The organism is Micromonospora sp. M61, assembly GCF_018070245.1.
GTDB classification, from domain to species: Bacteria; Actinomycetota; Actinomycetes; order Mycobacteriales; family Micromonosporaceae; genus Micromonospora; species Micromonospora zamorensis.
Genome location: NZ_JAGPYA010000001.1, coordinates 109,482 through 127,409, shown reverse-complemented (window position 1 = coordinate 127,409; position 17,928 = coordinate 109,482). Strand labels below are relative to the sequence as shown.

The 17,928-nt window shown below is 70.9% G+C and carries 16 protein-coding genes; 1 reads left to right on the top strand and 15 read right to left on the bottom strand.

All coding sequences use genetic code 11. The features are described 5' to 3' along the window. Window positions 1-5: 5 nt before the first annotated feature. From hpf to efeU, 8 genes are all read right to left on the bottom strand, one after another. Window positions 6-650, bottom strand: coding sequence for a ribosome hibernation-promoting factor, HPF/YfiA family (gene hpf / locus KBX34_RS00595; protein WP_088946321.1), 645 nt, complete (start codon window positions 648-650; stop codon window positions 6-8). Between the two features lie 247 nt (window positions 651-897). After that, the gene (locus KBX34_RS00590; protein ID WP_210922769.1) at window positions 898-1,572 is read right to left on the bottom strand and encodes a ComF family protein; all 675 of its coding nucleotides are present in this window, start codon (window positions 1,570-1,572) and stop codon (window positions 898-900) included. 37 nt (window positions 1,573-1,609) lie between these two features. Further along, entirely contained in the window at window positions 1,610-3,427 is a 1,818-nt protein-coding gene (locus KBX34_RS00585) for an LpqB family beta-propeller domain-containing protein (RefSeq protein ID WP_210922623.1), read from the bottom strand. Next, the gene (mtrB, locus tag KBX34_RS00580) at window positions 3,424-5,178 is read right to left on the bottom strand and encodes an MtrAB system histidine kinase MtrB (protein WP_210793184.1); all 1,755 of its coding nucleotides are present in this window, start codon (window positions 5,176-5,178) and stop codon (window positions 3,424-3,426) included. The genes KBX34_RS00585 and mtrB overlap by 4 nt, the downstream gene beginning before the upstream one ends. Window positions 5,179-5,190: 12 nt before the next feature. Continuing rightward, entirely contained in the window at window positions 5,191-5,880 is a 690-nt protein-coding gene (gene mtrA / locus KBX34_RS00575; RefSeq protein WP_030331519.1) for an MtrAB system response regulator MtrA, read from the bottom strand. A gap of 182 nt (window positions 5,881-6,062) precedes the next feature. Then, complete coding sequence (gene efeB / locus KBX34_RS00570) at window positions 6,063-7,340, bottom strand: iron uptake transporter deferrochelatase/peroxidase subunit (protein ID WP_210922621.1); 1,278 nt, start codon at window positions 7,338-7,340, stop codon at window positions 6,063-6,065. Window positions 7,341-7,365: 25 nt separating this feature from the next. Further along, the gene (efeO, locus tag KBX34_RS00565) at window positions 7,366-8,499 is read right to left on the bottom strand and encodes an iron uptake system protein EfeO (protein ID WP_210793186.1); all 1,134 of its coding nucleotides are present in this window, start codon (window positions 8,497-8,499) and stop codon (window positions 7,366-7,368) included. 23 nt (window positions 8,500-8,522) lie between these two features. Next, window positions 8,523-9,437 carry an iron uptake transporter permease EfeU gene (gene efeU, locus KBX34_RS00560; protein ID WP_210793187.1) on the bottom strand — a complete coding sequence of 305 codons (915 nt, stop codon included), beginning with the start codon at window positions 9,435-9,437 and terminating at the stop codon, window positions 8,523-8,525. 170 nt (window positions 9,438-9,607) lie between these two features. Here efeU and KBX34_RS00555 point away from each other — a divergent pair, with 170 nt between their 5' ends. After that, window positions 9,608-9,766 (top strand): hypothetical protein, encoded by a 159-nt coding sequence (locus KBX34_RS00555; RefSeq protein ID WP_172861943.1) that lies wholly within the window; start codon window positions 9,608-9,610, stop codon window positions 9,764-9,766. A gap of 74 nt (window positions 9,767-9,840) precedes the next feature. Here KBX34_RS00555 and ahcY read toward each other — a convergent pair whose 3' ends face one another. From ahcY to KBX34_RS00520, 7 genes are all read right to left on the bottom strand, one after another. After that, window positions 9,841-11,340 (bottom strand): adenosylhomocysteinase, encoded by a 1,500-nt coding sequence (gene ahcY / locus KBX34_RS00550; protein WP_141907969.1) that lies wholly within the window; start codon window positions 11,338-11,340, stop codon window positions 9,841-9,843. 278 nt (window positions 11,341-11,618) lie between these two features. Beyond that, window positions 11,619-12,782, bottom strand: a complete 1,164-nt coding sequence (gene manA, locus KBX34_RS00545; protein ID WP_210922620.1) for a mannose-6-phosphate isomerase, class I — start codon at window positions 12,780-12,782, stop codon at window positions 11,619-11,621. Window positions 12,783-12,785: 3 nt separating this feature from the next. Next, on the bottom strand, window positions 12,786-13,775 hold the full coding sequence (locus tag KBX34_RS00540; protein WP_088946314.1) for a cation diffusion facilitator family transporter: 990 nt from the start codon (window positions 13,773-13,775) through the stop codon (window positions 12,786-12,788). A 67-nt stretch (window positions 13,776-13,842) separates the two neighbouring features. Beyond that, complete coding sequence (locus tag KBX34_RS00535) at window positions 13,843-15,039, bottom strand: SIS domain-containing protein (protein ID WP_088946313.1); 1,197 nt, start codon at window positions 15,037-15,039, stop codon at window positions 13,843-13,845. Continuing rightward, a complete protein-coding gene (locus KBX34_RS00530; protein ID WP_030490836.1) occupies window positions 15,036-15,221 on the bottom strand; it encodes a Trm112 family protein in 186 nt (61 codons plus the stop codon). Before KBX34_RS00530 ends, KBX34_RS00535 begins: the two co-directional genes overlap by 4 nt. A gap of 61 nt (window positions 15,222-15,282) precedes the next feature. Next, window positions 15,283-16,668, bottom strand: coding sequence for a phosphomannomutase/phosphoglucomutase (locus KBX34_RS00525; protein WP_088946312.1), 1,386 nt, complete (start codon window positions 16,666-16,668; stop codon window positions 15,283-15,285). A 69-nt stretch (window positions 16,669-16,737) separates the two neighbouring features. Continuing rightward, a complete protein-coding gene (locus KBX34_RS00520) occupies window positions 16,738-17,796 on the bottom strand; it encodes a hypothetical protein (RefSeq protein WP_210922618.1) in 1,059 nt (352 codons plus the stop codon). Window positions 17,797-17,928: the final 132 nt, after the last annotated feature.

The following is a 17,928-nucleotide window of genomic DNA, read 5'->3' as shown; positions in this document are numbered from 1 at the left end:
TCTCGTTACCGGTCGGTGGCGAGGGAGATGATGCCGTAGTCGTACGCGTGGCGCCGGTAGACGACGCTCGGGCGGCCGGACTCCTTGTCCTGGAACAGGTAGAAGTCGTGCCCGACCAGTTCCATCTCGAACAGCGCGTCGTCGATCGTCATCGGCTCCGCCGGGTGCACCTTCTCCCGGGCGATGTGCCACGGCTGCTGGTCGTCGTACTCCTCCTCGACCCGCTCCGCGACGGCGGTGCCGGCGCGGGCGCCGTCAGCCGGCGCGCTCAGGGCGGGGGCCACCAGGTCCGCGACCGGCAGGCCCGCGGTGGCCTCGGCGACGGAGATCGGCGTCTGCCGACCCCGGTGTACGCGGCGGCGGTCGGCCGCGCGGCGCAGCCGGGTGTCGAGCTTCGCGATGGCCGCGTCGAGCGCGCTGTAGAAGTCGTTGGTGCACGCCTCGGCCCGAATGACCGGGCCCCGGGAAATGCAGGTGATCTCCACCCGCTGGCAGTGGTCGGCTTGGCGCGGATTGCGCTCGTGAAAAAGCTCGACATCGACACGAATAAGTTTGTGGTCGTAGCGTTCGATCTTTGCGAGTTTCTCGGCTACGTGCACCCGGTAATGGTCCGGTACTTCGACGTTTCGGCCCTTGACCACGATGTCCACGTGACCTCCCTTGTTCGGACGGTCTTCGATCCGGTTACCCGGTCGCGCGCCGTGGGGAGACCCGCTGGCGTCGACCGGTTGGTACGGCTACGCCTCCTCTCACCGCCGGGGGCGGGGTGGAACGAACCTCCTACCCCCGACAGCGAAACGCTAACTCCTGTTCGCGCGACAGTCACCCCATGTTGCCGAGACGGCCCAGGATTTTTCGCAGCTCATACACCAACGGGTGAAACGGAAACACGATCGGTTACGACTGGTGTCTTTTCTCGGTCGCCGCGAGCACCGCGGCGACACTCGGTGCCCACCCGGTCGCAGTCAGCGCCTTGGTCGCGGCGGCCAGGGTGACGCCGGTGGTGACGATGTCGTCGAGCAGCACCACGACCGGGGGCGCGGCTGCGGCACGGGGCCAGCCAGGCGCGGCGGAGCGGGGCTGGAACGCGGCCTCGGCCGCGGCCGCCCGCCCGGTGCTGTCCAGGGTCACCGAGTCCGGGCGGGGCAACGCCCGCAGCGGACGATGCACCTGCGCCGCCCAGCCGCCCCGGTTGAGCCGGGCCGCGCAGTGCCGGGCGAGCCGGTCCAGGTGATCCCCGTACCGGGAGCGGGCTGCCGCCGCCGTGTCCGGGACCGGGACCAGCGCCACCGGACGGGCCACGCCGACCGCCGCCGCGACGACCTCGGCGAGCAGGGCCCCGAGTGGGCGGGCCAGACCGTGTCGGCCGTGTTCCTTGTACGCCAGCAGCGCCTCGCGCAGCGGGCCCGCGTACGGCCCGAGGGCGACGCAGGACGGCAGGCCCGGCGGGGCGGGTGTAGGGCGGACCGATCGTGGACGCAGCGCGTCCAGTGCCTCGACGCAGGCCGGGCAGACCCCGTGCCGCAGGCCGGCCCGGCGCTCCCGACAACCCGCGCAGGTGGCGGGCAGCACCAGGTCGGTGAGGTCCGCCCAGAGCCCGCTCACCGTGTCAGTAGAGGAAGAACGGTGCCGACGGGTTGCTCGGTCGGACGCCGGCCGGCACCGGGGCGATGTCCCGCACGCGGTCCGGCTCGATCCGCTCGAACGGGCTGCTGCGGTAGGCCACCCCGTTCGCCTCGTACATGTAGGCCCCGCTGGGGACCCGCACGACGCGGTTGGTCGGGTATGCCGTCAGGTGGTTGACCTTGGCGCCCACGTCGGTCCGCAGGGGCGTCTCCACGGCGCCGTCCACGCTGATCTCGTAGATCGCCTGTTGGCCTGCGGACCCCGCCACCACCAGTCGGTCCTCCCTGCCCCAGTCGACCGCCGTGAGGCCGGTCAGCGAGGTGGGCAGTTGCCTCGGCGGCCCGATGGAGACGCCGCCGCCGTCCAGGTTGACCGCGGCGACGTAGAGCTTTCCACCGGCGATCACCGCGACCCGCTGACCGTCCAGCGCGGCGGCCACCGCTGTGACGTCAGCGGTGGGCAGGTTGAGCGGCACCGGATACATCCGCGCCGCTTCGTCGAACCGGTAGAGCTGCCCGTCGGCCACGACCAGGCCGCGATCGGCACGGGAGTCGACGGTACGCAGCCAGACCGGTCGGCTCATCGAGGAGTATTCGGTGCCACTGCGGTTGATGACCGACACCGGCGCGATACCCGTGCCCACGGCGAGGCGGTACCGGCCACTGCTGCTGCCGTTGACCACCATCCCGGCGAGGACCCGCTGATCCCGGGCCAACGCCAGGCCGGCGGAGACGATGTTGCGGTTGACCTCGGGCGCCAGCGGCACCATCCCGCTGAGTTCGCCCTCGAAGTCGAGCGGGTGGATGGCGCCCTCGTACACGCCGAACCGCTGTGGGCTCTGGGCGTTCGGGTAGAGCTGCTGGGAGTTGCGCCGTTCGTTCAGGTCCTGCACGGGCTGCGAGTTGTTGCGGATCTTCAACTCCAGCTCGCCCGTCAGGTCGCCCAGTGACCAGGCGAGCTGGGTGATCAGCTGGTCGATGCCGTTCTGGTCGTCACCGGACATGTCCAGGTTGACCTCCCACCGGTTGTTCGCGCCGGTGGCATTGTTGATCAGCTCGGTGCGGTCGGGCAGCCCGACGACACCCGGGCGCAGCCAGTCGGAAGGGCCGCCGACCAGCCACTTCACGACCTCGTTGACCCGGCGCTCGTTGGGCACCGCCACCGGCCGGTAGCGCTGGTCGGGCACCAGCCGGCTGCGGTCGGAACTCCAGAAGTAGATCGTCTCCTCCTGGTAGTACTGCTTGAGGGCGACGTCGCTGAGCAGCAGCACGTTCGGCGGGTCGAGGACGTAGAGACCGGCGCGCTCGTCATTGGCGCCGCCGTCCAACGCCGCGCTGCGCAGCCCGAACTCGTATTCCGACACGGTCGCCTCGGCCGGGGCGAGGGTGCCGTTGGCCCGCAGCACACCGAGCTGCTGCACCGTGATCTTCACGGTGGTGGTCGAGTCGCTGTTGAGTGTGTAGACCGCCTCGCGCAGCCGGACCACGTTCAGCGCGACCTCGCTGCCCTTCTTGTCCTGCAGACGGGACTTGTCCTCCGGGGCGACGAATGCCTTGACCCGCTCGTACGCCCGGTCCGGCTCGCCGGCGGCGGCGGACAGGAAGTTGCGCAGGAACACCTCGTTGTCGCTGCCGCCGGCGGTCCGCGTCGGCGGCTCACTGCGCCGGACGTCGAACCCGCCGGCCCCGGTCACAGCCCCGCCCTTGCCGTCCACCCGCACGTCGGATCCGGCCGGGATGCCGCAGCCAGCACCGAGCAGCACCACCACACCGAGTGCCCCGAGCAGAGAGGGCCGTCTCATGAGCGCACCTCCGCCCGCTGTCCGTCCCCGGTCGGCGCCGGGCCGATCGCCACCGCCCCGCCGGTGCCCGGGCCGATGGCCAGCGGGCCACCGTCGCGAGGGCCACCGAAGGGCAGCGCGGCGTCGGCCGGCACCAGCCGCAGCGGCGAGGTGGTCAGCCGATCGCCGGCGCGGGCCGGCAGAGTGAGCCGGAACTGCGCGCCCTGCCCGGGAGCACCCCACGCCTCCAGCCAGCCGCCGTGCAGACGGGCGTCCTCCAGGCTGATCGACAGGCCAAGGCCGGTGCCACCGGTCTGCCGAGCCCGGGACGGGTCCGCCCGCCAGAACCGGTTGAACACCAGCTTCTCCTCGCCCACCTTGAGCCCCACACCCCGGTCGCGCACGGTGATCGCCACTGCGGTCTCGTCGGCGCCGAGGGTGATCAGAACCGGACGGGCCTCGCCGTGCTCGACGGCGTTGCCGACCAGGTTGCGCAGGATCCGCTCGACCCGGCGCGGGTCGACCTCGGCGATCACCGGCGCGCCCGGCAGGTCGAGCTCGATCGGGACGCCCACCCGCTCGGCCAGGCCGGCCAGCCGGTCGACCACCCGGTGCACCACCGGCACCAAGTCGGTCGGCTCGGAATCCAGCATGGCGAAACCGGCGTCGAACCGGCTGATCTCCAACAGGTCGGTGAGCAACTCCTCGAACCGGTCCAGCTCGGCTTGGAGCAGCTCGGCGCTGCGGGCCACCGCCGGGTCGAACTCGTCGCGCTCGGCGAAGATCAGGTCAGCGGCCATCCGGACCGTAGTCAGCGGGGTACGCAGCTCGTGCGAGACGTCCGAGGTGAAGCGGCGCTGCAGCCGGGACATCTCCTCCAGGCGCAGGATCTGCCGTTGCAGGTTGGTGGCCATCTGGTTGAACGAGGCGGCCAGCAGGGCGAGGTCGTCCTCGCCGTTGACCACCATCCGCTGGTCGAGCAGCCCGGCGGAGAGCCGCTGGGCGGTGCGCGCGGCGACCCGGACCGGGTTGACCACCAGGCGGGTGACCAGCGCCGCGAGCAGCCCGAGCAGGATCACCAGGGCGACCCCGGTGGCCACCACTGTGGCTCGGGCGTCGGCGGCGGTCTTGTCCTGCCCGGTCAGCGGCACCAGATAGTAGAGCTCGATCTGGCCGAAGCTGGTGGGCACCGGCGACCCGTACACGAGGTATTTGGTGGACTTCCCCGTGAGCCGGCCGGTGCGGATCTGGCTGGCGACCTTGCCGTCGGCGATCGCGGCCCGCAGCTCCGGGCTGATCAGCTGTTGGACGTTCGCGGAGGGCGCGGTGCGCGTCTGGATCTCGCTGGGATAGTCGTTGGCCGTGATCGCCACCACCACCCCGCTGGTCTGCTGAGGGTCGCCACCGGCGAGGTAGTTGACAGTGCCGTCGATGGTCTCCTGGAGCTGCGCCTCCTGCGGCTGGCCGTAGAGCGAGACCTGCTTGGCGGCATAGCTGGCGCCGCCGGTCACCCTCTGCCGGACGTCGCTGCGGGCGCTGTCGAGCAGGATGGTGGTGATCTTGTCGGCGATCAGGAACGCGAAACCGCCGACCAGCAGACTGGACGCGACCAGCGTGATGGTCACGACCCGCACCTGGAGCGAGCGCCGCCAGGTCTGGTGCACCCGGGCCACCACGCGGGCGACCCGGCCGCTCACCGCACGCCAGACCTCCCCGCCGGCGCTGGGCCGGCGGGCAGGCGTACTCGGGGAGGGTGGGGGCGTGGTCGACACAGTGCGACCAGGCTATCCGGTCCCCGCCTTGTAACCCACGCCCCGCACGGTGAGGATGATTTCCGGTCGCTCCGGGTCCGGCTCGATCTTGGCCCGCAACCGCTGGACATGCACGTTGACCAGGCGGGTGTCGGCCGCGTGCCGGTAACCCCAGACCTGCTCCAGCAGCACCTCACGGGTGAAGACCTGACGTGGCTTGCGGGCGAGCGCGACCAGCAGGTCGAACTCCAGCGGAGTCAGCTTCACCTCCTCGTCGTTACGACTGACGGTGTGCGCGGGCACGTCGATGGTGATCTGGTTGTCGGGCGGCCCGATGGTCAGCATCTCGGGGGCGACGTCCTCGCCTCGGCGCAGTCGGGCCCGCATCCGGGCGACCAGCTCCTTGGGCTTGAACGGCTTGACCACGTAGTCGTCGGCACCGGACTCCAGGCCCAGCACGACATCCACGGTGTCGCTCTTCGCGGTCAGCATGACAATCGGCACGCCGGACTCCGCCCGGATGGACCGGGCGACGTCGATACCGCTCATACCGGGGAGCATCAGGTCAAGCAGCACGATATCGGGACGACTGTCACGAAATGCGGCCAACGCCCGCTCGCCGTCCGCTACGAACGAGGGCAGGAAACCCTCACTACGCAGCACGATGCCGAGCATCTCGGCGAGCGCGGGGTCGTCGTCGACCACCAGTACGCGGGCTCTCATGGGATTAATATTGCATCCTCATTCAGTTCGGTGGGACCGGCGTCTGCCGGTAGATGCGCCACGTGCTGCGGCGCCGGGCGCACGGATGGGTCCCGGGCCTGGCTGCCACCATGATCCCCCTTCGGCGCCGCCCGGCGCCACCGCAGCCCGGACCGATTCCGCTGTCGCCATCTCGACGACGGTCACCCGAAGAGGGCGCGCCCCCAGTGGTCGCCGCCGTCGCGTACCCCGGGTGGGCAGGCGAACACACCGCTGGAGACGTGCCGCAGGTATTCGTTCATCACGTCATGCCGGGCCAACTGGGTCTGGATCGGCACGAACTGGCGGCGCGGATCGCGCTGGTAGGCGATGAAGAAGAGGCCCGCGTCGAGCCGGCCGAGGCCGTCCGAGCCGTCGACGAAGTTGTAGCCCCGGCGGAGCAACTGGGCGCCGCTGTTCCGGCTCGGGTGGGCCAGCGTGACGTGGGCATGCTCGGCGATCACCGGCTTGCCGTCCGTGCCGCGCGCCGCGAAGTCCGGCTCGTCGAACTCGTCGGCCCGACCGAGTGGAGCACCGCTGCCCTTGCTCCGGCCGACGATCTCCTCCTGCTCGGCGAGGGAGGTGCGGTCCCAGGTCTCCACGAGCATCCGGATCTTGCGGGTGACCAGGTACGAGCCCCCGGCCATCCAGTCCGGCCCGTCGCCCGGCTGCACCCACAACTGGTCGCGCAGCAGGTCGGTGTCCTCGGCCTTGAGGTTGGCCGTGCCGTCCTTGAAGCCGAACAGGTTGCGCGCGGTGGCCTGGTCGCGGGAGGTCGACGAGGTACGCCCGAAGCCGAGCTGCGACCAGCGGACGCTCACCACGCCCATGCCGAGCCGAGCCAGGTTACGGATCGCGTGCACCGCCACCTGCGGATCGTTGGCGCACGCCTGCACGCAGAGGTCGCCACCGGAGAGCTGCGGCTGCAACGCGTCACCCGGGAACTTCGGCAGCTCGGCCAGGGCCGCGGGCCGCCGGTCGGCGATGCCGAAGCGATCCCGGCCGTCGGAGTCGCGAAACAGCGTCGGCCCGAAGCCGATCGTCAGGGTGAGCTGCGAGGGGGACAGCCCGAGCGCCTCGCCGGTGTCGTCCGGTGGGGCCTCCGGCATCCCGCCGACCGCGCCGAGGATCCCGGCGTCCCGCCCCGCGGTCATCCGGGCGGCGGCGGCCGTCCATTCCTCCAGCAGCTCGACCAGCCGGGCCCGGTCCTTGGTGATCACGTCGAAGGCGACGAAGTGCAGCCGGTCCTGTGCCGGGGTGACGATGCCGGCCTGGTGCTCACCGTGGAACGGCACCGCCCCGGCCGGGTGGTCGCTCGCCGCGGCTGGGCCATGGGAGCCGTTCAGCAGTGCCCCCGCGCCGGCCGCTACCCCGGCGACCCCCGCCACCCCGGCGCCGGCCAGGGTGATCGCCCGGCGTCGGGTGAACCTGCTTCCGCTCATCGACTCGACTCCCTCTGCGATCCGGTCACTTCGCGACGGCCGCGGCGACCTTGCTGATCGGCTCGGCGAGCGCGTTGATCCCGTCGGAGAGCTCCTTGAGCTCGGCCTTGCTCAACGCGGTGTGCAGCTTCCACCCGTCGCCGTCGCGGTGCTTGCCGAGCAGCGCCTCCACGTTGGCGAACTCGGTGTCCAGCTGCGTGACCAGCTCCGGTGCGCGCTGCTGGAGCGCCGGGCGGAGGGCGGACACGGCGGCCTTCGAACCCTCCAGGTTGGCGGCGAAGTCCCACAGGTCGGTGTGCGAGTAGCGGTCCTCCTCGCCGGTGATCTTTCCGCTGGCCACCTCGTCGAGCAGTTCCTTCGCGCCGTTGGCGAGCTGGAGCGGGGAGAGCTTCTCGGCGTTGGCCTTGGCCACGATCTCCTTGACGTCGACCAGCAGCCGGTCGGCGATCGGGCCGTCCTTGCTGATGTCGCCGGACTGCCAGAGGTCCTTCTCGATCCGGTGGAAGCCGGTGAACTCCATCCCCTCCTCGATGACCTCCTCGCGGCCGTCGATCTTGGGGTCGAGGTCACCGAAGATCTCGGCCACCGGCTCGATCCGCTCCCAGTAGGTGCGGGCGACCGGGTAGAGCGCCTTGGACTTGGCAACGTCGCCGGCCTTGACCGCACCGACGAACTCCTCGGTCTTGTCGAGAAGCGCGGTGGTCTGGCTCTTGACGTAGCGCTGGTAGTTCTCGGTGGCGTCACCCAGCGCGGCGTCGGCGGTGAGCGGCTGCGCCGACCCGCTGACCTTGAGCGCGCCCCGGATGCCCTTGCCGCTCATCCCGGGCTTGCAGGCCGTCTGGTACGTGCCGGCCGGCAGCTCCACGTGCAGCTCACGGCTGAGCCCGGGGGCGATGTTCTCCACCTCGCCGAGCACGCGGTCGCCCTCGGCGTACACGTAGAACTCGGTCACCTTCGCGCCGGAGTTGGTGATCTTGAAGGTGGCGGTGCCGGCGCCCAGATCGGTAGTGCCGACCTCGCAGGCGGTGTCGCTGGCCTTGACCACGATCGGTCCGCCGGTCGCAGTCGAGTCACCCTTGTCGGAGTCGGAGCAGGCGGCCAGACCGGCCGTCGCCAGCACGCCGGCGGCGGCCAGCGCGAAGAACTGGGTGGTACGCATCTGAGCTGTCTCTCCTCGTGGAGTCAGGCACGCTGCGGCGTGGACGCCGCCTCGGCCTCGGCCTCGGCCTCGGCCTCGGTGCCGGTCTCGGCCCCGCGCTCGGTGACGGTGGTGGTCGCGGCGGGTGCCGGCGTACGCCGGGCAGGCCGCAGGAAGAGCAGGAGGACCGGTACGGCGTACCCGACCCAGGCGATGGTCTCCAGCACGGTGGGCGCGGGAGTCACGTTGAACATTCCGGCGAGCAGGGCGGCGTACCAGGTGCTCGGGTCGAGCGTGCTGGTGATGTCGAAGGCCAGGTCGTTCAGGCCGGGCAGGACGCCGGCCTCCTGGAAGTCGTGCACGCCGTACTTGAGGATGCCGGCGGCGACCAGGATCAGCAGCGCACCGGTCCAGGTGAAGAACTTGCTGAGGTTGATCCGCAGGGCGCTGGCGTAGAGCAGCACGCCGAGCACCACGGCGGTGACGATGCCGCCGATCAACGCGAGCAGCGGTCGACTGTCGCCGGCCGCGCCCTGGGCGGCCGAGTAGAAGATCAGTGCCGTCTCCAGGCCCTCGCGGATCACCGCGAGGAAGGCCATGCCGGCGACCGCGAGGGACCCGACGGCCAGCGCCTCGGTGAGCTTGCCCCGCAGCTCGCCGGCGATGGTCCGGGCAGCCCGGCGCATCCAGAAGATCATCCAAGTGACGAAGACGACGGCGGCGACGGAGGTGATCGCCTCGAACAGCTCCCGGTCCTCGGAACGGGCCAGCAGCGAGGTCGACGTGTACTCGATCAGCCAGCCGAAGAGCACCGAGAGCACGACGGCCAGACCGACGCCCGCCCAGACCTGGGGCAACCGGTCCCGACGCTGCGACTTCACCAGGAAGGCGACCAGAATGCTGACCACCAGGGTGGCCTCCAGGCCTTCCCGAAGGCCGATCAGGTAGGTGGCGAACATCCGGGCTCCGAGTTGATTAGGCACGCCTCAACTGACTTAGGGCAGGCATACCTTCCTCCCGCTCGGGGCTGGCGTCAAGTCGATCGCGACAAGCTCACTCGCCCTGTTGACCAGCCTCTTCGGCCTCGGGAGGGCGGGCCACCCCGGTCGACTGTGGGAGGATCCCCGCCGTGAAGGCATTCCTGCCGTGGCTGACGGTGCTGGCCGTTGTGCTGCTGCTCAGCGCGTTGCGCCTGCGGGCCCTGGCCACCGTGGTGTCGGTCGGCTGGCTGGCCTGGTGCGTCTGGACGTGGTTCCGCCCCACCCGCCGCGGCCCTCGGTCAGGCTGACCCCGCCGGCCCTGATGCCGGAAACGACGAAACCGGGCCGGCTGCGAACAGCCGACCCGGTCCCGAATCGTCGATCAGTAGCGGTAGTGATCCGGCTTGAACGGACCCTCCGTGGAGACACCCAGGTACGCGGCCTGCTCCTTGGTCAGCGTGCTCAGCTTGGCGCCGAGCGCGCCCAGGTGCAGCCGGGCCACCTTCTCGTCCAGGTGCTTGGGCAGCACGTAGACGCCGATCGGGTATTCCTCGGTCTTGGTGAACAGCTCGATCTGGGCGATCGTCTGGTTCGCGAACGAGTTCGACATCACGAAGCTCGGGTGGCCGGTGGCGTTGCCCAGGTTCAGCAGGCGGCCCTCGGAGAGCACGATGATCGCGTGCCCGTCGGCGAAGCGCCACAGGTCGACCTGCGGCTTGATGTTGACCCGCTCGACGTCGGAACGCTTGGCCAGGCCGGCCATGTCGATCTCGTTGTCGAAGTGGCCGATGTTGCCGACGATGGCCTGGTGCTTCATCCGGGCCATGTGCTCGTTGGTGATGACGTCGAAGCAGCCGGTCGCCGTGATGAAGATGTCCGCCTGCTCGACCACGTCATCCAGGGTGGCGACCTGGTAGCCGTCCATCGCGGCCTGCAACGCGCAGATCGGGTCGACCTCGGTCACCACGACCCGGGCACCCTGGCCGCGCAGCGACTCGGCACACCCCTTGCCCACGTCGCCGTAGCCCATCACCACGGCCATCTTGCCGCCGATCAGCACGTCGGTGGCCCGGTTGAGGCCGTCGATCAGCGAGTGCCGGCAGCCGTACTTGTTGTCGAACTTGCTCTTGGTCACCGAGTCGTTGACATTGATGGCCGGGAAGAGCAGGGTGCCCGCGCGGTGCATCTCGTAGAGCCGGTGCACGCCGGTGGTGGTCTCCTCCGTCACGCCCTTGATGCCGGCGGAGATCCGGGTCCAGCGCTGGTTGTCCTCGCCGAGCGAGCGGTGCAGCACCTCGAGGATGACGCCGTACTCCTCGGAGTCGGCGGACTCGACCGGCGGAACCGCCCCGGCCTTCTCGAACTCCGCACCCTTGTGCACGAGCAGGGTGGCGTCGCCGCCGTCGTCGAGGATCATGTTCGGGCCCTGACCGTCCGGCCAGGCGAGCACCTGCTCGGTGCACCACCAGTATTCCGGGAGGGTCTCGCCCTTCCACGCGTACACCGGCACGCCGGCCGGGGCCTCTGGGGTGCCCTCCGGGCCGACGACGATCGCCGCGGCGGCGTGGTCCTGGGTGGAGAAGATGTTGCAGGACGCCCAGCGCACCTGTGCGCCGAGCGCGACCAGCGTCTCGATCAGGACGGCGGTCTGGATGGTCATGTGCAGCGAGCCGGTGATCCGCGCGCCGGCGAGGGGCTGCGCCTCGGCGAACTCCCGGCGAATCGCCATCAGGCCGGGCATCTCGTGCTCGGCGAGCTGAATCTCCTTACGCCCGAACTCGGCGAGCGACAGATCCGCCACCTTGAAGTCGCCTTCGGCGAGCGTGCTCGGCCGGGCCTCGGACGGCGTACCGCTGGCGGACGCCGGGAGGGTGCTGGTCATGAAAGCTCCTGTCGAACGATGTCTGCGCCGACCTTCCACCTTACGCGCGCCAGCGACGGGCATCCGGGGACGGGCTGCGGACAGCGCACGGGGCGGTCGGTGATGGACGGATAACCGCCCACGTCCCGCCCGCCCCGTGCATCCCCCCGGTTTGGTTCCCCCGCACGTTCTCGGACCGTCGTCGCGATAACGCTGCGTACTCATAGCGTCACACTCAGGCAGGGCAGCGTCAAGCTATTCCGGGAAAATCGGACTTGTGTCGTTGCCGGACGAGCCTGTCAGCGCAACCCAGAGGTCGCCACGTACGCCTCACCGGCACCGCTGACCCGCAACGGCTCGCCGGCCGCCGTGCCGATCGCCGCCTCGCCGGACGCGAGCGTCACCGCGCCGGCGCCATCGTCCACGGTGATCGAACCGCCACCGCAGAGGACCACCCGGGGACCGGGCAGCGTCAGCGTGACCGAGGGCACCTCCGCACCGACGCGCACCCGGTGCAGCGCGAAGTCGTCCACCGGCACGGGCCAGCAGTCCACACCCGGGCCCACCGGCTGGGCAGCCCGCACCGGATCGTCGAGCACCTCGAAACGCAGCACCCGCAGCAACTCGTCGACGTCCACCCGCTTCGGGGTCAGACCACCGCGCAGCACGTTGTCGCTGGCCGCCATGATCTCCACCCCGCAGCCGCTCAGGTAGGCGTGCAGGTTGCCGGCCGGCATCCAGATTCCCTCGCCCGCGACCAGTCGTAGGTGGTGCAGCAGCAGTGCCACCAGTGCGCCCGGATCGGCCGGGTATGCCTTGGCCAGCCGGCGGACCAGGTCCGCGTCCGGGCCGTCGGCCGACGACGCCAGCACGGCGCCCAACAACTCGTCGCGCTGCTCGACCGGCCAGCCGAGCAGCGTCCGTACCGCCGTCTTCAGCCCCGCCGGCCCGGCCCGCAACGCCTCGACCACCGGCGCCAACTGCGGTACGCCGAACGCGGCGAGCGCCTCCGCCGACTCCGCCGGGTCCCGGAAACCGCACAGCGCCTCGAACGGCGTGAGCGCGACCAGCAACTCCGGTTTGTGGTGCGGGTCGGAGTAGTTGCGCTCCCCCTCGGGGCGCCCGGCCTGCGCCGCGAAGCCAGCCCGGGCCTGCTCGGCGTCCGGATGAGCCTGGAGGCTCAGCGGAGCATCGGCCGCGAGGACCTTGAGCAGGAACGGCAGGCGACTGCCGAACCGCTCGGACACCCGCTGGCCGAGCCACTGCCCCGGCTCGTCCCGCACCAGGTCACAGAGGCTCACCCGGAGGCCGGAACGGATCACGCTGGCCGGGGCGCCCGGATGGGCGCCCAACCACAGCTCCGCCTCCGGACCCTCGCTGGGCACCGACCTCCCCTGGAGGAGAGCGATGGCCGAACGAGACCCCCACGCGTAGTCGCGGATCGGTCCGTACAGTGGCTCCACCAGTCAGCCCCCGGACCGCTCGGCCTCTGGCTGCGGCGCGGCGGTGTCAGCAGCGGTGCCGGTGCCGGCTTCGGCGGCGGCGACGCTGTAGATGTCCGGCTCCAGGTAGATCACCCGGGCGGTCGGCACCGCGGCGCGGATCCGCGCCTCCACGGCGTTGATGCCCCGGGCCAGGTCCTGGGCACTCTCGCACGCCGGCACGCCGATCTTCGCGGCCACCATCAGCTCTTCCGGGCCCAGGTAGAGCGTCTTCATGTGGATGATCCGCTCCACCTCGGGGCCTTCGGTGACGGCTCGCTCGATGGCGGCGACGTCGGACGCCTCGGCACCCTCGCCGAGCAGCAGACTCTTCGTCTCGATTGCCAGCACGATGGCGATGAGCACCAGCAGCACGCCGATCATCGCGGTGCCGGCGGCGTCCCACTCACCGTTGCCGGTGATCAGCGTCATGGTCACACCGAACAGCGCGAACACCAGACCGACCAGGGCGCCAAAGTCCTCCAGCAGCACCACCGGCAGCTCGGGCGCCTTGGCCCGGCGGATGAAGCGCACCCAGGACTGGTTGCCCCGGACGTGGTTGGACTCCTTGATGGCGGTCCGGAAGGAGAACGACTCCATGATGATCGCCGCCACCAGCACGACGATCGGCACCCATTGCCACTCGGTGATCCCGTGCGGATCCGACCACTTGTGGTACGCCTCGTACAAGGCGAACAGGCCACCGATGCTGAACAGCACGATGGACACGATGAACGCGTAGATGTAGCGCTCCCGGCCGTACCCGAACGGGTGCTCCGGGGTGGCCGCCCGCTTGGCCCGCTTGCCGCCGAGCAGCAGAAGTGCCTGGTTGCCGGAGTCGGCGACCGAGTGGACCGACTCGGCCAACATCGACGACGAGCTGGTCAGCAGGAACGCGACGAACTTGGTGATGGCGATGCCGACGTTTGCCAGCAGGGCGGCGACAATCGCCTTCGTCCCACCGTTGGCGCTCATGCCACCGCTCCGCTTCGCCGTACGAAGCCAAACGGTCCGCGCATGATGCGCCGCCCATTGCGTTCGTTCACTGGTTCGACAGCTCCTTCATTTCGGTGATGGCCGGCACGGCCATCGGGTCCAGCCCATGGGCCAGGGCAAGGTAGATCGAGGCAAAGTCCGGGACCGCGATCAGCGAGGCCAGCCGCTCCAACGCGGAGCCACCCTCGGCGGTCACCACGTCGCACCGCACACCACGGCGCTCGGCGAGGGTCTGCACCGCGTCCGCGCGGCGCTCCTCGACGGCGAAGGGCTCGTCGGTGTCGTCCTCGGCGTTGAGCCCGCCGTCGCGCAACAGCACCAACCGCAGTCGGGTGCCCTCGCCGTCGTCCTCGGCCGGGTCGGCGAAGATGTCCCGCTCCCCCTCGGCCAGACCGCCGAAGACGCCGTCGAGCAGCCCGACCCGACCCCGGCCGGCCTCACCGAGCGCCCCGGTGACCACCGGGTAGCGGGCGTTGGCCGACAGGGTGTCGCCGAACCGGCGGGCGGCCACGGTGGCCAGTGGGGACGAGCCCCAGACGATCGGGATCGAGCCAGCCAGGGCCAGGGCCAGCGACTTCGCCGGGTTGACGAAGGACTCGGCGGCGGACCGGCAGCGGTCGGCATCCGCGTCGAGCCGGGCCGCGGTCTCCGCCAGGTCCGCCTCGTTGACCTTCACGAGCCCGAGGGAACGGGCCGCGAGCAGCACCGGCACGGTGAGCGCCCAGAGGCTGGCCCGGGCCGGAGCACGCCGGGGCACCGGAATGAACGGCGCCCGGGCCTGCTCGGCGATCGACTGCAACTGCGAGTCGGGGGCACCCACGGCGACCAGCCGGGCACCGCGCCGGTGCGCCGCCTCGGCCGCGCCGAGCGCCTCCGGGCTACGGCCGGACGCGCTCACCGCGATCACCACGTCGGCCGCGCCCACCCAACCGGGTACGCCGGCGCTGCGGTGCCCGATGATCGGGACCGGGCAGCGCGGTCCGGCGACCGTGGCCAGCACGTCTCCGGTACGCCCCGCCGTGCCGATGCCGGCGATGACCACGGCTCGGGGCCGCCCGTCGTCGGCGAGCACCGCCAGGTTCGCCTCGGCAGCCAGTGCGGCGCTCTCGCGGACCTGCGCACCGGCCGACGCCGTGTGCCGGAGCATGCCGCCCGGGTCGTGCTCGGCCAGCGCCTCCGGGTTGTCGAGCAGGGCTTCATCGGCATCGCGACGTCCGCTGACCCCGGCCGTACCGTCGATCACGACGGCTGCCCGGGGCCGCCGCGCGCCTCGTCCAGCAACAGCACCGGCACGTCGTCGCGGACCTCGAAGATGCGACCGCACTCCGTGCAGGTCAACGTCTGCGCCTCGGCGTCGTAGGTGAGCGGGGCGTGGTGCGTGTCCGGACAGGCGAGAATCTCGAGCAACTGCGGATCCAGGGCCATGGCACGGCTCCTTCCACGTGTGCGGCTTCACCGGCGGCGGTGCCGACCGGCGCAGGCGATCTTATCGGCGAACGCGGTCCAGCACGTCGTCCCGGAGCGAGACCATCCGATCCCGGGTGGGCGCCTCGACGTTGAGCCGCAGCAGCGGCTCGGTGTTGGAGGCGCGCAGGTTGAACCACGCGCCGTCGGGGAATCGCAGGGTGAGACCGTCCATCTCGTCGGCCACCGCGTCCGGGTATGCGGCCCGCACCTCGGCCACCGCCGCCGCCTGGTCGGCCACCGTCGAGTTGATCTCGCCCGAGGCGACGTAACGCTCGAACTCGCCGGCCATCACGGACAGTGGCAGCGACTGCTCACCCAACGCGGCCAGCGTGTGCATCGCCGCGAGCATTCCGGTGTCGGCGAACCAGAAGTCACGGAAGTAGTAGTGCGCGGAGTGTTCGCCGCCGAAGACGGCATTGGTGCGGGCCATCTCCGCCTTGATGAAGGAGTGCCCGACCCGGGCGACGAGCGGCTGCCCCCCGTGCTCACGGATGATCTCCGCGACCGCGCTGGAGGTAATCAGACCGTGGATCACGGTGGAGCCCGGGTGCTTGGCCAGCTCACGTGCGGCGACAAGGGCGGTGATCGCCGACGGCGAGACCGGCTCGCCGCGCTCGTCCACCACGAAGCACCGGTCGGCGTCACCGTCGAAGGCCAGCCCGATGTCGGCACCGTGCTCGACCACCGCGCGCTGGAGGTCGACCAGGTTGGCCGGGTCCAGGGGGTTGGCCTCGTGGTTGGGGAAGCTGCCGTCCAGCTCGAAGTAGAGCGGCACGATCTCCAGCGGCAGCGGCGACAGGGCGGCGTCGCCCAGCACGGTGGGGACGGTGAAACCGCCCATCCCGTTACCGGCGTCGACGACGACCTTCAGCGGCCGGATGCCCGAGAGGTCGACCAGCTTGCGCAGGTAGGCGGCATAGTCGGGGAGCATGTCACGTCGCTCGACCGGCTGGGTCGGCTCACCGGCCGGACGGGCCTCGCCCGAGTCCAGGAGGGCCTGGGCCCGATCCCGGATCTCCGTCAGGCCGCTCTCCTGGCCGATCGGCCGGGCACCGGAGCGGCACATCTTGATGCCGTTGTACTGCGCGGGGTTGTGACTGGCGGTGAACATCGCACCGGGCAGGTCGAGCGAGCCGGAGGCGAAGTAGAGCAGGTCGGTGGAGGCGAGCCCGATCTCGATCACCGAGCGCCCCTCGGCCCGTACGCCGGCGGCGAACGCGGCGGCCAGCCCAGGCGAGGTGGCCCGCATGTCGTACCCGACGACGACCGCGTCGCCCGGCTCGTCGGTGGAGTTGAGCAGCTGGGTGAATGCGGCTCCCAGTGCCTCGGCGGCCCGCTCGTCCCACTGGTCCGGCACCGTCCCTCGGACGTCGTACGCCTTCACAATCTGGGACAGATCAGACACGTGTTCCGCTCCTTGGCCGCAGTTGGACACCGGTCCTGAGCCTAACGGAGGGTTCGTGTCTCGCCCCGCTCAGCCCGGGAGCCGGGGAATGAAGACAGTGTGGCCGCCCTCATCCGTCGGCGGGTCCCCGGGCAGCGGTCGAGTTCCGGGTGTCCCCGGCATCGGCTGCGTCGCCTCCGGGACCGCACCGGCACCACCGGGACGCGCACCGTAGACCCCACCGGTGGCGGGGCGCGGGGACGGCACGGCACCCCAGCCGGCAGCCGGTGGCTGCTGGCCGTACACCTGGCCGGGGCGACCGGGCGCGGCCGGCGACCCACCGCCGGCGCGGTAGGTGGTGCCACCGGGGTTGCCCGGCAGCATCTCGGGCGACTGGTCGGACGGCTTGCGGTCCTGCCGCGAACGACGCACCAGCAGCACGATGAGCAGCAGACCGACCGCCACCATCACGATGCCGAAGAACATCACCATCGAACCTCCTCCGGACGACTCCGCGGCAGTCGCCGTGGTGTTCGGGGCACTCGACACAACACCCGGGGCGGCCGGGTTTACCGCCTCGTCGACGGCCACGACCTCGGACGGGCTCGGGGTGGGCGTCGGCTTCTTCGACGGCGTCGGCGACGGGGTGACCCGCGCGCCGGCCACCTTCGCCGTGTCGCTGCCCCGACCCAACTCCTGACCGATGGCGCTGACACCCGCGCCGCTGACGACGAGTCGACCACCCGGGACACCCGCGGCGAACGCCACCCGGTATCGCACGGTGATGCCCTTGCCCTTGCACAGGGTCGGCTTCGTCGGCGACGTCGGCACGGTGGCCACCGTGCCGCCGCCACCCGAGACGCCCACCGGCAACCAGCGCCCGCCCGCGTTGACCTCGACCTTCACCTGGCTTGGCTCAAGACCCTCAAGACGCAGACCCAGCGCGGTACGCAGCAGGACGCACCCATTGGTGCGCTTGCGCACCGCCACGTTCACCCCCTGCGGGGATCCGCCGGCGGCGAAGCTGCTGGCCGCACCCACCCGGACCGAGTCCTCGTCGGCCAGCGCCGGTGACGCACCGAGCATCACCAGGCCGCCCACCAGACCGCAGACCGCCGCGAGCTGTGCCGCGCGTCGACGCACCGTCATGATCACCTCGCCGTTCTCCCCGGGTGGGGTCCGCGGGTCAGGCTACTACCGGCCCACCTACCCCATCGGTCATAGAGCGGCCCGGATGTGTGCGGCGTTACGGTTTACGGCCCGGCCCGCCGACCTGCGAAG

Excerpts from the sequence above, each read along its gene's own strand:
- KBX34_RS00530 (WP_030490836.1), bottom strand. The coding sequence starts at position 15,221 with ATGGCCCTGGATCCGCAGTTGCTCGAGATTCTCGCCTGTCCGGACACG.
- KBX34_RS00585 (WP_210922623.1), bottom strand. The coding sequence starts at position 3,427 with ATGAGACGGCCCTCTCTGCTCGGGGCACTCGGTGTGGTGGTGCTGCTC.
- mtrA (WP_030331519.1), bottom strand. The coding sequence starts at position 5,880 with ATGAGAGCCCGCGTACTGGTGGTCGACGACGACCCCGCGCTCGCCGAG.
- efeO (WP_210793186.1), bottom strand. The coding sequence starts at position 8,499 with ATGCGTACCACCCAGTTCTTCGCGCTGGCCGCCGCCGGCGTGCTGGCG.
- efeU (WP_210793187.1), bottom strand. The coding sequence starts at position 9,437 with ATGTTCGCCACCTACCTGATCGGCCTTCGGGAAGGCCTGGAGGCCACC.
- KBX34_RS00520 (WP_210922618.1), bottom strand. The coding sequence starts at position 17,796 with ATGACGGTGCGTCGACGCGCGGCACAGCTCGCGGCGGTCTGCGGTCTG.
- ahcY (WP_141907969.1), bottom strand. The coding sequence starts at position 11,340 with ATGACCAGCACCCTCCCGGCGTCCGCCAGCGGTACGCCGTCCGAGGCC.
- KBX34_RS00540 (WP_088946314.1), bottom strand. The coding sequence starts at position 13,775 with ATGAGCGCCAACGGTGGGACGAAGGCGATTGTCGCCGCCCTGCTGGCA.
- efeB (WP_210922621.1), bottom strand. The coding sequence starts at position 7,340 with ATGAGCGGAAGCAGGTTCACCCGACGCCGGGCGATCACCCTGGCCGGC.